We start from the raw sequence: 13,181 nt of genomic DNA on the forward strand, positions 1-13,181 counted from the left end.
AGCAGATATATGTTTTTTATTGCTTGCCATTTTATATCTTAATGACCATCACTCAGAAAAGTTTTTGCCTATATCCAGCACCATTTTGAAAAAATTCTAGAAAAAAAAATCATACGTTTCTTTATTCTAGAAAGGGACCATATGCGAATTAGGAATAGCCTCTTTATTGTAAAATTAATAGGCCTAACAAATTTGAAATAACTGGTGTTAAACAAGAGGGCAGCCTCCCTCATAGATAGCAAAAAAGAGCTCAGATCCCGTACCGACCCCCGAAAGTTAGAGTGAAAAATCTAACTTTCGGAGGTGTTCTTATGGCCAAATATAGTGAAGAATTTAAAATAAAGCTTGTTTCCGAGTATTTAAATGGAAATCTTGGATATAAATCATTAGCGAAAAAGTACAATATGCCCTCTCGAACACCAATACAAGATTGGGTAAGAGCCTATAAAACAAAAGGGATAGAAGGATTGAAGCGAAGAAAAATGAAGGAAGCGTACTCTATGCAATTTAAAATGATTACGATACAAATTATGTTAGAGACAGACGCCTCTTATCAGGAAACTGCTGAACAATTTAGACTGAACAATCCTTCATTAATTCATCACTGGACGAAAACATTTAATGAACAAGGGGTAGAAGGCCTGAAACCTAAATTGAAGGGGAGACCTTCTATGTCTAAGAAACCCAATAAATCAGAGAAGAAAGAAGAGAAAAAGTGAACACGCGAAGAGGAATTAGAACGCCAGAATGAGTTACTGCGACTGGAAAATGCGCACCTAAAAAAGTTGAGAGCTTTTCGGGAGAATCCGAATGCCTTCCGCGAAAAGCACAAGCAAAGCTCGCATTCGAACTTAAAGAAGAAGGATTCCGATTAAAAAATATTCTGCTTGTCGTGGGTATTCCTGAAGCAACCTATCGCTATCATATTAAAAACTTTGGGAAAGAAGATACAGACAGAGAACTAAAAGAACTCATTACTGATCTTTTTAAGCAGTTCCATGAACGCTATGGTTATAAAAGGATCACCAAAGAGTTAAAGAAATTAGGACATTCTATTAACCATAAGAAAGTGTATCGTATAATGCGAGAATTGGGATTAAAGTGTGTGAAATTTATGAGAAAATCTCGTAAATATAATTCTTATAAGGGGAACGTTGGGAAAGTAGCGAAAAACCGATTATCCCGACGCTTTAGAACGCCTATTCCTCTTCAAAAATTAGTAACTGACATTACAGAATTCAAGTGTCTAGGCGAAGAGAAGTTATATTTAAATCCCATTCTTGACCTTTATAACGGAGAAATAATTGCGTATGAAGTTAAAAAACGCCCCACATTAGATCTTGTCATGTCATGGAACCTTTAAAAGAAACGATAGAGATAATAAAGAATCATGCAACCTATCGCACTACCATCAATTCTGATCAAGGCTGGCATTACCAGCACAATCAATGGGTGAAGATATTAAAGAAGAATAATGTCTTCCAAAGCATGTCACGGAAAACTACATGCGCAGACAACGCTGCAATGGAAAACTTCTTTGGTATTTTAAAGCAGGAAATGTATTATGGAGAAGAATTAGTAAGCTATGAGGATTTAAGAAGGCGGATTGAAGAATATATCAACTGGTACAATCATGAACGTTCAAAGGAAAAATTGGATGGACTGAGTCCAGTCGAGTACCGAACTCAATCCATCCAATCAGCTGCATAACAAAACTCTAACTTTTGTTCCTTCCTGATTTTTCCTTCAGATATGAGAAACAAGAATATCGAATCCGGTCAGTAGAACTTCCTTCAATGATTTCGACATGCACCTCGCATCACCTCTTTAAAAAGGTATGCGAATATGGCTTGACCATTTGCCTAGTGGAATGTACTCTAAATACAATTTATCAACTAGGAAACAGAGGTCTCTCAAGGTGACAGTTGTTTTCATTTGGTTATATCGGTTATAATAAAATTAGAAAGTTCGCATATATTAAAAAAGACCGTCGGTGCTGATAACACCAACGGTCATGCAATAGACGGTTCCCGTCAAGGGGGATCGGCAAAGGGTAGAATAATCCACCGGAGCCTCTAACTCAAGGGTGGATTATTTTTTATGGTTAAACGACAGTACTAAAACAATTAACGTTGCAAACGCACATGCGAACATCAACGCTTCGAATACCGTCATGTAGCACCACCCCCCTTCTATTGGGAGTGTGCTGACCACCCTTGAGAAATCCTATACTATTGCGATTTTATTATAGCATAGACAACCTTTTAAAATTGTCGTTCAAAAGGACTATCCTAACTTCGATTTAGATATTGTTGTCAGTTTAATTTTATTTACTTCCTTACAAGTGGGTCTAGAAAAACTCAAGCTATCTTAAATAAGAGTTTTATTTCTTAAGTGTTTAATGAGCATCTTCATATAATTTAATTGAAATAGCCAATGTAACCCACTTTTTCTCTTGTTCAGGTGTATATATTTTGTATGTTCCTTTGACCATTTCAACCAAAGTCCAGCCTTCGCCACCTAACAGGAAGTGATGGGAAATGCAGTATTTGGGACCAATTTGCAGAACCCTAATTATGTAAGGTATGCCGATATTTGTGGAGAAATTGGCTATCGGGTTGAAAATCTAGATGAACTGGTTCCTGCATTACAACAAGCTGTATCACATAATAAGCCCTTGTATTATAAATATTGTTGTTGATGCCAATGAAGCTGCCTTACCTGAAAAGAATGGCTAACCGTATAATGCGAAAGGAAGGATTGCTCTTTTTAGGAACCGTCAGGAATGTATTCTAATACCTACCATAAGTACTCCATTAAATAATAAAATACAAATCCTTTACTACATTTATTTTGGTGAAATTTCGTTATATTCTTTTAGTCTCTCCATTGAGTAAATTCATGAATTTTTTCTTCTTGTCGTTTAATATGATAGTCACAGAATTCCTTTATTGAGATATCTACTTTCAACCCTTCCTTAGGTTAATTATATCTTTAAGTTCAAGCCAATTGATCATATCCCATGAAAAATTAGGAAACATTGAGGAAATGTCATTTCCAGTCATTTTGGCAGCTAATATCATGACACCAAAAAAGGTGAAAAGGATTGAAAACATAATTAGTAAGCTTTCAAACAATCCAGAAGTTTTCATCATTTTAACTCTCCTAAGATCTGATAAGTATTTTAATTCATTTTATATAAAAATGGGAACCCTAAATAACTCTTACTGATTGGTAATCTCAGAAAAAGGTCAGTTGCAAATAGATATAAAAAACCCTTGAAAGGGATATTGATACTTAGGAGAGATAATTGGAATGAAACATAACCATATAAAGAAAACTTATGGTATTTGAGGAGTGTTCATTATGGTAGCTATAATTGAGGGGTGGCATTGTATCTTTAAAGTCCAGAAATAAAATCGGAATATGGAAAAGGACTTTTCCAAATCCTTTTTGAACTATAGTGGGAGCGATCACAGTAACAGCATCAGAACTAGTAAAATAATCACAAGTAGTAAGTACCTGTTCTTCAGAAGTATTAGAAGCACTTAAATCAAAATGCTCAAAAGGGGGGATGAAACTCATATATAAACAAAGTATAATTGATAGGCAACTGGCCATCAGACTTTTCATGTTATGTTCCACCCCTTTTTACACATTAGTATATTTTGCATAACCTTAATGGGTTGCAATATTGATTCACTTTAGTAGACAAAACTGCTATTCTTCTTGGTCCAACCTGTCATTTATCATTTGGTTGAGGATATGATTGATGCCAACCGTACGTTCAACTTCCAAAACAAACGCAATGCCACGTCCAGGCTTATTGAGCTCGGCGTCAATCGTAATCGCTTCCAATACTTGATCTGTTTTCTTCTGATCAATCAACGTAAGAATGATTTCTTTTTCCGGTTCAATCACAAAGTTGAAAAGTTGGGATTTTTCATGAATTCCTGTCCCTCTCCCAAAAATAATCGTCCCGCCTTCAGCACCAGCTTTCTTGGATGCTTCGACAACTTTTTCTGAATGCCCTTTATTCACAATCGTAACAATTAACTCATAATCGATGGAATGATCTTTCATAGTGTTATTCCGCCTTCCTGTAGAAATATCGATATTATTTCAGTATATGACAAATACCCGCAATTTTTTTAGTGTCCACTACAAAACCGATACCATTACCTGGTTTATACAATTTAGCGGAATTTTCAATTGCTGATAAAACCATTTCTATTTGATTCGACGTAACTAGCGTTAAAACAACTTCTTTTTCCGGCTGGATTTGTATCCCTAAGAAAGTTTTAAATTCATGTATTCCGGTTCCCCTGGCAAACACTACTGTACCACCCTCGGCTCCTGCTTTCTTTGAGGCCTCGACAACTTTTCGGGCTAATCCTTTTTTCACGACGGTTACAATTAATTTATGATTCCATATTTTGTTCATTTTCCTTCTCCTTTTTACTATATAGTATTCCCAAGATCAATACAGAAAGGATCGGGGCCAGTGCAACCAAAGCAATCATACCAAAGCCTTCCATCAAAGGATTACGACCTTCAATTTCGGTAGCGACTCCTACAACCATTGCCAAAATAAATGTAACTGTCATAGGACCAGTTGCGACACCGCCAGAGTCAAATGCAATGGCAGTAAAACTTCTTTTTGTAAACCGTGTCAAAGCGAAAGCTAATAAATAACCAGGAATGATGAAATACCATAGAGGAATTCCCACAAGGACCCGTAACATCGAGAGGGCAACCGATACGGCCACACCAAACGATAACGTGTATAACATAACTTTTTCAGGAATTGAGCCTGACGTAACCTTATCAACCTCTTGGTTCAGAATTCTTACAGCTGGTTCGGCGAATGTAGCCACAAATCCAAGAACAAAACCAATTGGAATCAAAATCCAATTATAAGAAAGACCTCCAAGAATAATACCCATCATTTCACCAGCTGGTAAAAATCCGAATTGTACACCTTGTAAAAAGAATGCTAAACCAAAAAAAGTAAAAATAAAACCTTTTATGATATCCTCAACTTTTTTCCTCGTCATCTTCAAATAAAAAATCTGAAAAAGCATAAAAACAATAAACAAAGGAGTCAATGCATAAACAACCTCAATCAAAGTATGCCCAAATCCATGAAAAGGGTTCATCATACGTAAATCACTCCTAATAATAACACAGCAATGACAGGACCAATAGATGAAAGAGCAACTAAGCCAAACCCATCAGTTGATGAGGTTTTGCTACTCAAAACAGAAGCAACCCCAACTCCTAAAGCAAGAATAAAAGGTACCGTCATCGGACCTGTTGTAACCCCACCGGAATCAAGGGCGATTGGCACGAATTCAGATGGTGTAAAAAAACTAAGGAGAAAAACCAGCGCATAACCTCCAAATAACAAATAAACGATGGAGATGCTCAATATGATCCTCAACACAGCTAAACCGACAGAAATTCCTACACCTAATGCAACTGTATAGATAAGGATACTTTTAGGTATTGCCCCGTCTGAAACCATATCGACCTGGCTTCCTAAAACCCGAACATCCGGTTCAGCTATAGTAGCCACAATTCCTAAAACGACGCTAAGTAGAATAACAAGCCCAGCTTTTCCTATCCTCGGTAATGCTGAGCCAATCAGTTCACCAACTGGGAGCAGCCCAATATCAACACCAATTAAAAAAAGGATCAATCCTAAACCTACCATTGCGACCCCAATTAGAAACTGTAAGAACATTTCTGTGGGTAACCAAATTACAGTAAATTGTAAAATAAGAACAACTGCTGTTATTGGGAGAATTGCCATAACAACCTCTTGTACGGTGTCTTTAATGTTATCCATTTTCTTCCCCTCTCTTTATTGAATTTATTACTCGATATCATAATTTCTATTTTTATAAGGATTGGCATAAGTATAAATAATACAAGCATAATTTAATGAGAAAGAAGGTTTTTTAATATGTTTTCTCATGTAAATAAAAAGCAATCAATTTATAAACTATCGATCTTTTTATTGCTTTACCTTAATATTTGGCTGACCTTTACTGTTATTTATTGTGTACTTGACATAATAAATCTAGGGGCTGTTGTAGATCATTACGCATCAGCGATTCATCAGGGTCAAAGAGTTGACCAGATTACCCGATCACTGTACTTAAGTGCAATCACACTACTGTCCGTTGGGTTTGGAGATGTTACTCCATTTGGATGGTCGCGAGGAGCGGCAATAATTCAAGCACTTATAGGGTATTTGCTACCAGCCGTAATCGTTATACAATTTATTTCACCATATAACAATGGCACAAATCAGCTTAAACGGAAGTTTCACGATTCTAAAACGCCATAACATATCTTGTACCTAAGTAGTAGTTAAAACACGCCCTTCCACAAGGTAAATTCAGTTTGAATTTAATAATTCGCTGATTAGAAACCTTCCACATTATTTTCTCTTTCCAATAATAATCGATTTAACTCTCTTTTACTCTTTCTAGAAACAAGGATATTAAGGATATCTCCCACCTTGATTTCAGTTTCACCAGATGGTGCGATTAATTCATCCTCACGAATTATCGCACTTATTAGTACATCCTTTGGAAAATCAATATCCGCTAGTTTCTTACCAGTTATAGTGGTCTCCTCATTAACTTGGAATTCCATGATTTCTGCATTTGCTTTTCCAATAGAAACCAATTCTAACGAATGTTGGGGTTCCACTTTTTTGGGGCCAGTTAAGTCAAGTTTCTCAGCAAACCTTGAGATCGTGGAGCCCTGAATTAGGGCAGAAGTTAAGACAACGAAAAAAACGATATTAAAGAATACTTGGCTATTTTCCAGGCCTGAAATCAATGGGAATGTTGCTAAAACGATAGGGACAGCACCTCTTAAGCCTGCCCAGGATAAAAAGATTTTTTCTTTATACTCAAACCCCATTTTTATTGTTGATAAAAACACAGCAATTGGTCTCGCTATTACGATTAGTATAGCTGATAGCAATAACCCTTTTACCACAACATCAAAAGTGAACAATTGAGTTGGAAAAACCAATAGACCAAGTATCACAAACATGACAATTTGCATCATCCATGCAAAACCTTCATTAAACTTGAAAATTGAATGTCGATAAGTTAAATCTGAATTTCCAATGACCATAGCAGCTACATAAACAGCTAATAGCCCACTCGCTCCAACCAGATCTGTTACACTATAGGCTAATAAGGCAAATGCTAATGAAAAAACTGGGTATAAACCACTTGAATCTAAGTTGATTTGATTTATCGCATAAGATCCTAATCTACCAATAAATATCCCCATCACTAATCCAAATCCCATTTGCCAAAAGAATGAACCTATCAACAGATAATACAATGGGTTGTCAATGGTTAGTAGTTCTATAAAGGAAATTGTTAAAAAGACTGCCATCGGGTCGTTTGTACCAGACTCAACCTCAAGCGTAGAGCCGAGTTTCTTCCGAACATTTTGGCCTTTTAAAACGGCAAAAACCGCAGCAGCATCTGTAGAACCGACAATAGAACCAAACAGGAAACCTTCTACCCATGTAACACCCAAAATGTATTTAGCAGCAATAGCAACTACGGTCGTTGTGATTAAAACCCCTATTGTAGCGAGTGATAATGATGGTTTTGCTACAGATCTAACGGTTGACAGTTTAGTTTGCAAACCACCCTCAAACAGGATGATAACTAATGCTAAAACACCGATGAGCTGGGTGATTTTAGCATCATCGAAATAAATGAAGCCTAATCCATCACTTCCTGTAATCATTCCTACCGCAATAAACAATACTAGGGCTGGTACGCCAAGCCGAGTGGAAAATTTAGTCGTTAAAACACCAATAATTAATAAGAGGGCAACTGCCATTATAAAGTAATCTGAATTTAAGAATTGTTCTTCCATATGTAAGTCCTACCTCCTAACCAAAATGATTTTTATAGATTGACATCTACACGAATAGGCTCCTCTTCAAGTTTAACGATCCCTATATATTTTAATGTTTCTGAAGATGTTGAATGATTTAGGATTTTTTGCAGTATTGAAATCGCAATTCCCTTTTTATATGCATGATAGGCAAATGTTTTTCTTAACGTATGTGTTCCAATTTTCCCCGGAACCCCAACTTCTTTAGCTGCTTTATTAATAATTCTATATGCTTGTTGACGTGTAATAGGTTGATTATTTTTTTTGGATCTAAATAGGAAATCCTCACCACTTATATTGGATTCAGATAAATAGTCTTTTAGTGCTTTTTTAACTTTACTATTCAAAAAAAATGCATTCGTTTGAATATTTGGACTATTTGTTAAGACATAAAATTCTTTTGCCTGATCACCATCCCAAATATCTCGAACTTTTATTTTTAGTAATTCACTTATTCGAAGACCTGTATTTATCCCTAAAACAAATAGCAAATAGTCCCTTTTAGACTGTTTTCTAAGTAATAGTTTTATTTTATTTATCTTTTCAATATCTTTAATAGGTTCAACATATTCCATCTAATCCTCCATAATATGTTACTTATTAATCATTATAACAATATTTTGTAACATTGAAAAAAATAATAAGTTATTCTTTTTAATAATTCTTAAATAATCAGGAATTTATTTTGGATGCTTTACCTCCTTTTTAAATTTAGAGGTGTGACCAATGACTTCTGTTATGGTTATATTTGGTTTCCAGTTGGTAATGTTAAAATCAAGGCTCAATTGAGAAGAGGGAAACAAATGTGGAAGTTGGACAGATGGGAATTACGGGAACAATTACATATGGATGAAACATTCAACTTAATAAAGTTGTTATTTTGAGCTTTCATGGAAGAACTTCCAAATGGTTAAAGTTATTGGAATTTTGCTTGGAAGTATCATCTGGATAATTCTTAAAACAGTTCGTAAATAACGAAATAGTTTAATAATAAAGTTGTTGAAATTTCTTTTTTCGATTTAGGTAATTATAAAAATAATAAGGTAAGGAAGGAGGCTAGCTCCTTCCTAATGAATTTATACATATCCTTTTTCTTTTAAGCTTGTATACTTAGCATTAGCACTGACAATTAGGTGATCTAACACCTCAATCCCTATCATACGCCCAGCTTCTACAAGTCGTTTTGTCACCTCGATATCTTCCCTTGAGGGATTTGTGTCTTGAGAAGGATGCTGGTGACAGAGAATGATAGCCGCACTGTTATTCAGTATCGCACTTTTGAATACTTCTCTGGGATGCACGATGCTTGCATTGATTGAACCTAGGTGGCACCAATGAACGGAACCCGTTTTTTTAGATTGAGGCACATGACAAAAAAACTTCGCGATCATCCTCACCAATAAACCCAGCAGCTGTAGAGCTATCCCTTTTTAGTTTAACTCATCATTTTCATCATGCAATAAATCTCCATCTAACGATTAGAAGTTGTATCCATTAAAATAATTTATATCTTTAATCACTACACTTGTTTCTCCATTTGGGGTTATTAATATCATTTTCTCTCCTAAACAACGGTATAATAGTTGGCTCCCGACAGGAGAATGAAATGAAATGTAGCCCTTATCAGGATCTGTTTCCCCCGGAAAACAAATGGTATAATGATCAACCTCATTATCATCCTCATACAATACAGATACCTGGCTCCCAATAAAAACTTTGGTCAGTTTGGAGGAAGCTGTGTTGTCGATTGTCAACATATATTCCTTTAATACTGATGCATATCTTTTAAAAAATTGAAAGTCCTTGTTTTTACGATCTATCGTAGTTAAATACAGGTCTAAAAGCTCTTGATGATTTTCATCGATATAAGTTAATTGTTCTATTAAACTTTTTTTCAATAATTGAAAAGAATCATGGCTCATGGAAAGTAACTCCCTTCTCTGAACTATAAATCTTGCATAATTTCATTTTAAATTTCATTTTGCACCCTCCTTAAATATAAAAAATTGAGATCCCACAGACTTTGAAATCTCTGGAATCTCAAATTCAAGTATACCACGTAAAAAGGAAACGTGGATATTTATTAAATGAGCGTTTCTTCGTTCTTCCCCTCTTTTTCATTACTTGCCACCTCTCGTCCCCTCTTCTATGGGTATTGATGGCCTCAAAAAAAAGAAGGTTTAATGAAAAAGAAAAGGAAGGAGCTCAACTCCCTCCTTGAATTTTAAACATATCCTTTTTCTTTCAAGCTGGTATATCTAGCTTCTGCATTGACAATCAGATGGTCCAGAACCTCGATCCCCATCATAAGGCCAGATTCAACCAGCCGTTTTGTTACTTCGATATCTTCTCTGGACGGATTGGTATCTTGAGAAGGATGCTGGTGACAGAGGATGATGGCTGCACTGTTATTCAGGATTGCACTCTTGAATACTTCCCTGGGATGAACAATGCTGGCATTGATTGATCCTACATGACAACGATGTACAGCAACAACTCTATTTTTCGTATTGAGACACATGACAAAGAATACTTCGCGATCATCTTCCCCGATAAATCCAGCAGCAACTTTTGCAGCATCTTCTGGAGAACGGATGATGTATGGTTCCCCTCCTTCCACCTCTGAAATCACCTGTCTGATCCGTTGAATTTCATAAATTGTTTCCATCTTGAAACAGCTCCTTTCTTTGTTTGAAAAGAAAGGAATTTTTGCGAAAACGAGTGTAGAAGGAGACGAAAGTATGCGAAGCATCAAGTGGGAGTTACGGACATATGCAAAACCCAATGACTTAGCCAGCGTTAATAGGTATTATTCCACCTATTTTACGCTGGCTTAGCCAACTTGGTTTTGGTTGTAGCCGTTCGATCACGCAGATCCTTTACCGAGTGATGAGCAAATAATTATAATGAGGAGAACAAAGGAAGAGATATGAGGGTTTTACTAGCAATCATGTTAAAAATGAAAAACTACTGACTACAAATATCACCATATGATTTTGGCTACCTACATCTAAATATATTGGTTTATTATTTTTTTTAAGTTTACTTGTCAGTATTTACATAACTTATTCTATTACAGCGATTGAAATGTATTATAATAGTGTAAAAAATATTATTTAAAGGTTGGTTTATATGATTGCGGATGAAACTCTTTATTTAATTGTAGCTTTGAGCCTTTCGGTAATAATTATTACTTATGTGGTTTCGGCTATAATGACAGTTTATCAGAGAAAGAAGTTAGAAGAACGTTATAGACGCTCAGGTATAAGAGAGATTGACCTGATGAATGGTCAAGAATTTGAATATTTTTTGATGGTTCTTTTTAAGCAGCTAGGTTATCGAGTAAAACGAACACCTACGTCGAATGACTTCGGTGCAGATCTAATTTTAGAAGGATCAGAACGAATTGTCGTTCAAGCAAAAAGGTATAAGAGTAAAGTGGGGATAAAAGCAGTTCAGGAAATCAATTCTGCCGCAGCGTTTTATAATGCAAATGATTCATGGGTGGTTACGAATAATTACTTTACATCACAAGCTATAAAATTAGCTGACTCTACTTATATTAGACTCATCGATAGAAATGGATTAATAAATTTAATTTTACAATCAAAAGAGAACGTAAACATAAACTGACCAACCGGGTACTTTCGTACATAACAATTATTTATAAATGAGATTTTAGATTAATTAAGTAATTTGTCATTCGAGATTTTGTTCTTTTGAAGAGACACTTTCATAAGACCTATTTGGGCATAATTGGCCTTACCTCTTTTTGGACATGTATTTTGGTCACTACAATCCCTAATACTCCACAATCCTAAAAGCGTCCAATTTGACCTTACTTAAAATGAACGTTTATGTGAGATTATTATTTAATAAGGTCTATTTAAATAATTAAACTGGATTCGTATGTCTACTTAGGACAATTGGCAATTATTGATATTTTTTGTGCTATGTTTATAAAAGGTTGAATAATAATCACTTAGAACCTAATAAGGAGGGGTAACAAATGAGTGAACATGACCGATATCAGAAAATTTCAAAAATGTGTAGAGAAATTTTGGAGTCTGATGAACCAGTTTGGTTGGAGCTAGAGAAACTTTCAAAAAAGGATTCAGCTTTAGCAATCGATCATTTATTGAGAGCAGTTATGGCTTTTGCCGAAAAGGAGCATAGAGAAAATAAAAGTAATCCTCTAAACTACATTGAAGAAAAATTCTATGCTGGATATAACTGCATTACCGGACAAAAGGTTTATCCATATTAATAAACAGTAAATATCCGCCCGTAAAACGGGCGGTTTCTATTATTACAAGAGGAGATTTTTCTGTTACAACCCATATAGGTTAATTTTTACACGGGCATAATCCGTGGTTTATAAAGACTTAAGTAAAAAAAAAACTCCTAAATAATTTAGGAGTTGATTGCTATTAGTGTTTTTTGATCATATGTAACTTCTAAAACATTCTTTTTTATTTTTCGATAAGTATCGAATAACTGTGTAATTCTTTGAAGCTCTTCGTAATCATATTGTCTACCATTGGATAGTAACTTTGTTTGTAAATCATTGTAATATTCAATAGTATATAATGCATCTAATTTTACAAAAGATGGTTCAGACAAAGGTGGATTATATTTGGGTAAGCGCTTGTTTGAGTCAAAGAGCAGTTTATGAGTTTTCCCTTTTATTGAAGAAACATTTAAAAGTAATAACTTATTATTTTGTGAATCTATCCTAATAACTAAGAACGGTCTTTCGTAATTACACTTACCTCCATCAGCAAAAGGCATCTTTAACCAAAGACCTTGACCAATAGTGATATTCATCAATATATCACCAATCCTACATTATCATCAAAGTAAATAGTATATGCTGATTCGTTACCATTAAATTCTTCTAGTTTTTTAATTATTTCATCGCTAAATTCTAATTTTGTTGGATTAAAATAAAATGTTCTTCCTTTTATAACTCTAAAATCTAGCTTGTTATTTATTGAATCATAGGCACTCAACAATTCCCGGAAGTTATTCAAGTCATCATTTATTAATCGACCAATATTTATTTCACTTTCATCTTTAGAATTACACATTCCAACAGAAAAGTTGTGGTAAGCTTTTATCCAACTATGCTGTTGATAGTTTATGTTTAATAATTCTGTCGCAGATAAGCCAGCAAATATTTCTATGGTTATTAGTAATGTTTCGATAATTTCTTCAGAAAATTCACCATTATATAC

17 protein-coding genes and 2 pseudogenes are annotated in these 13,181 nt (G+C 34.9%); 7 read left to right on the forward strand and 12 right to left on the reverse strand.

Annotated elements, in window-relative coordinates:
- The first annotated feature begins 311 nt into the window (after window positions 1-311).
- The 4 genes and pseudogenes from N8M93_RS16845 to N8M93_RS16860 form a co-directional block, all read left to right on the forward strand.
- Window positions 312-719, forward strand: a complete 408-nt coding sequence (locus tag N8M93_RS16845; RefSeq protein ID WP_261133774.1) for a helix-turn-helix domain-containing protein — start codon at window positions 312-314, stop codon at window positions 717-719.
- A gap of 173 nt (window positions 720-892) precedes the next feature.
- Window positions 893-1,363: an IS3 family transposase gene (locus N8M93_RS16850; RefSeq protein ID WP_261133775.1), complete on the forward strand. Its 471-nt coding sequence runs from the start codon at window positions 893-895 to the stop codon at window positions 1,361-1,363.
- Entirely contained in the window at window positions 1,351-1,710 is a 360-nt protein-coding gene (locus N8M93_RS16855) for an IS3 family transposase (RefSeq protein ID WP_261133776.1), read from the forward strand. Before N8M93_RS16850 ends, N8M93_RS16855 begins: the two co-directional genes overlap by 13 nt.
- Before the next feature lie 814 nt (window positions 1,711-2,524).
- Window positions 2,525-2,729 (forward strand): annotated as a pseudogene (locus N8M93_RS16860) (thiamine pyrophosphate-dependent enzyme); the annotation flags it as partial.
- 568 nt (window positions 2,730-3,297) lie between these two features.
- On the opposite strand, the gene N8M93_RS16865 reads toward N8M93_RS16860, so the two are convergent.
- The 5 genes from N8M93_RS16865 to N8M93_RS16885 all read right to left on the reverse strand — a co-directional run bounded on the left by N8M93_RS16865 (window position 3,298) and on the right by N8M93_RS16885 (window position 5,851).
- Window positions 3,298-3,633 (reverse strand): hypothetical protein, encoded by a 336-nt coding sequence (locus N8M93_RS16865; protein WP_261133777.1) that lies wholly within the window; start codon window positions 3,631-3,633, stop codon window positions 3,298-3,300.
- A gap of 87 nt (window positions 3,634-3,720) precedes the next feature.
- Window positions 3,721-4,083: a P-II family nitrogen regulator gene (locus N8M93_RS16870; protein WP_261133778.1), complete on the reverse strand. Its 363-nt coding sequence runs from the start codon at window positions 4,081-4,083 to the stop codon at window positions 3,721-3,723.
- A 34-nt stretch (window positions 4,084-4,117) separates the two neighbouring features.
- Complete coding sequence (locus N8M93_RS16875) at window positions 4,118-4,444, reverse strand: P-II family nitrogen regulator (protein WP_261133779.1); 327 nt, start codon at window positions 4,442-4,444, stop codon at window positions 4,118-4,120.
- Entirely contained in the window at window positions 4,422-5,162 is a 741-nt protein-coding gene (locus N8M93_RS16880) for a DUF1538 domain-containing protein (RefSeq protein WP_396125650.1), read from the reverse strand. Before N8M93_RS16880 ends, N8M93_RS16875 begins: the two co-directional genes overlap by 23 nt.
- Entirely contained in the window at window positions 5,159-5,851 is a 693-nt protein-coding gene (locus tag N8M93_RS16885; RefSeq protein ID WP_261133780.1) for a DUF1538 domain-containing protein, read from the reverse strand. Before N8M93_RS16885 ends, N8M93_RS16880 begins: the two co-directional genes overlap by 4 nt.
- Before the next feature lie 117 nt (window positions 5,852-5,968).
- Here N8M93_RS16885 and N8M93_RS16890 point away from each other — a divergent pair, with 117 nt between their 5' ends.
- Window positions 5,969-6,355 carry a potassium channel family protein gene (locus N8M93_RS16890; RefSeq protein WP_261133781.1) on the forward strand — a complete coding sequence of 129 codons (387 nt, stop codon included), beginning with the start codon at window positions 5,969-5,971 and terminating at the stop codon, window positions 6,353-6,355.
- Window positions 6,356-6,432: 77 nt separating this feature from the next.
- Here the strand turns inward: N8M93_RS16890 and N8M93_RS16895 are convergent, their stop codons facing one another.
- From N8M93_RS16895 to N8M93_RS16915, 5 genes and pseudogenes are all read right to left on the reverse strand, one after another.
- Window positions 6,433-7,923: a potassium/proton antiporter gene (locus tag N8M93_RS16895; protein ID WP_261133782.1), complete on the reverse strand. Its 1,491-nt coding sequence runs from the start codon at window positions 7,921-7,923 to the stop codon at window positions 6,433-6,435.
- Between the two features lie 32 nt (window positions 7,924-7,955).
- On the reverse strand, window positions 7,956-8,519 hold the full coding sequence (locus N8M93_RS16900; RefSeq protein WP_261133783.1) for a tyrosine-type recombinase/integrase: 564 nt from the start codon (window positions 8,517-8,519) through the stop codon (window positions 7,956-7,958).
- A 501-nt stretch (window positions 8,520-9,020) separates the two neighbouring features.
- A pseudogene (locus tag N8M93_RS16905) lies at window positions 9,021-9,357 on the reverse strand (JAB domain-containing protein); the annotation flags it as partial.
- A 65-nt stretch (window positions 9,358-9,422) separates the two neighbouring features.
- Window positions 9,423-9,866, reverse strand: coding sequence for a GreA/GreB family elongation factor (locus N8M93_RS16910; RefSeq protein WP_261133784.1), 444 nt, complete (start codon window positions 9,864-9,866; stop codon window positions 9,423-9,425).
- Between the two features lie 302 nt (window positions 9,867-10,168).
- Window positions 10,169-10,612: a JAB domain-containing protein gene (locus N8M93_RS16915; protein WP_261133785.1), complete on the reverse strand. Its 444-nt coding sequence runs from the start codon at window positions 10,610-10,612 to the stop codon at window positions 10,169-10,171.
- A 464-nt stretch (window positions 10,613-11,076) separates the two neighbouring features.
- On the opposite strand from N8M93_RS16915, the gene N8M93_RS16920 reads away from it, so the two are divergent.
- Window positions 11,077-11,577 (forward strand): restriction endonuclease, encoded by a 501-nt coding sequence (locus N8M93_RS16920; RefSeq protein WP_261133787.1) that lies wholly within the window; start codon window positions 11,077-11,079, stop codon window positions 11,575-11,577.
- 376 nt (window positions 11,578-11,953) lie between these two features.
- Window positions 11,954-12,211, forward strand: coding sequence for a hypothetical protein (locus tag N8M93_RS16925; protein ID WP_261133788.1), 258 nt, complete (start codon window positions 11,954-11,956; stop codon window positions 12,209-12,211).
- Window positions 12,212-12,357: 146 nt separating this feature from the next.
- On the opposite strand, the gene N8M93_RS16930 is transcribed toward N8M93_RS16925, so the two are convergent.
- On the reverse strand, window positions 12,358-12,771 hold the full coding sequence (locus N8M93_RS16930) for a hypothetical protein (protein WP_261133789.1): 414 nt from the start codon (window positions 12,769-12,771) through the stop codon (window positions 12,358-12,360).
- On the reverse strand, window positions 12,771-13,181 hold a 411-nt coding region (locus N8M93_RS16935; RefSeq protein ID WP_261133790.1), incomplete at its 5' end, for a hypothetical protein. The genes N8M93_RS16935 and N8M93_RS16930, both read right to left, overlap by 1 nt.

It is taken from the genome of Bacillus sp. Marseille-Q3570 (genome assembly GCF_946151055.1).
GTDB lineage: Bacteria > Bacillota > Bacilli > Bacillales > Fictibacillaceae > Pseudalkalibacillus.

Excerpts from the sequence above, each read along its gene's own strand:
- N8M93_RS16900 (WP_261133783.1), bottom strand. The coding sequence starts at position 8,519 with ATGGAATATGTTGAACCTATTAAAGATATTGAAAAGATAAATAAAATA.
- N8M93_RS16885 (WP_261133780.1), bottom strand. The coding sequence starts at position 5,851 with ATGGATAACATTAAAGACACCGTACAAGAGGTTGTTATGGCAATTCTC.
- N8M93_RS16915 (WP_261133785.1), bottom strand. The coding sequence starts at position 10,612 with ATGGAAACAATTTATGAAATTCAACGGATCAGACAGGTGATTTCAGAG.
- N8M93_RS16910 (WP_261133784.1), bottom strand. The coding sequence starts at position 9,866 with ATGAGCCATGATTCTTTTCAATTATTGAAAAAAAGTTTAATAGAACAA.
- N8M93_RS16875 (WP_261133779.1), bottom strand. The coding sequence starts at position 4,444 with ATGAACAAAATATGGAATCATAAATTAATTGTAACCGTCGTGAAAAAA.
- N8M93_RS16895 (WP_261133782.1), bottom strand. The coding sequence starts at position 7,923 with ATGGAAGAACAATTCTTAAATTCAGATTACTTTATAATGGCAGTTGCC.
- N8M93_RS16890 (WP_261133781.1), top strand. The coding sequence starts at position 5,969 with ATGTTTTCTCATGTAAATAAAAAGCAATCAATTTATAAACTATCGATC.
- N8M93_RS16930 (WP_261133789.1), bottom strand. The coding sequence starts at position 12,771 with ATGAATATCACTATTGGTCAAGGTCTTTGGTTAAAGATGCCTTTTGCT.
- N8M93_RS16855 (WP_261133776.1), top strand. The coding sequence starts at position 1,351 with ATGGAACCTTTAAAAGAAACGATAGAGATAATAAAGAATCATGCAACC.
- N8M93_RS16925 (WP_261133788.1), top strand. The coding sequence starts at position 11,954 with ATGAGTGAACATGACCGATATCAGAAAATTTCAAAAATGTGTAGAGAA.
- N8M93_RS16845 (WP_261133774.1), top strand. The coding sequence starts at position 312 with ATGGCCAAATATAGTGAAGAATTTAAAATAAAGCTTGTTTCCGAGTAT.
- N8M93_RS16870 (WP_261133778.1), bottom strand. The coding sequence starts at position 4,083 with ATGAAAGATCATTCCATCGATTATGAGTTAATTGTTACGATTGTGAAT.
- N8M93_RS16920 (WP_261133787.1), top strand. The coding sequence starts at position 11,077 with ATGATTGCGGATGAAACTCTTTATTTAATTGTAGCTTTGAGCCTTTCG.
- N8M93_RS16880 (WP_396125650.1), bottom strand. The coding sequence starts at position 5,162 with ATGATGAACCCTTTTCATGGATTTGGGCATACTTTGATTGAGGTTGTT.
- N8M93_RS16865 (WP_261133777.1), bottom strand. The coding sequence starts at position 3,633 with ATGAAAAGTCTGATGGCCAGTTGCCTATCAATTATACTTTGTTTATAT.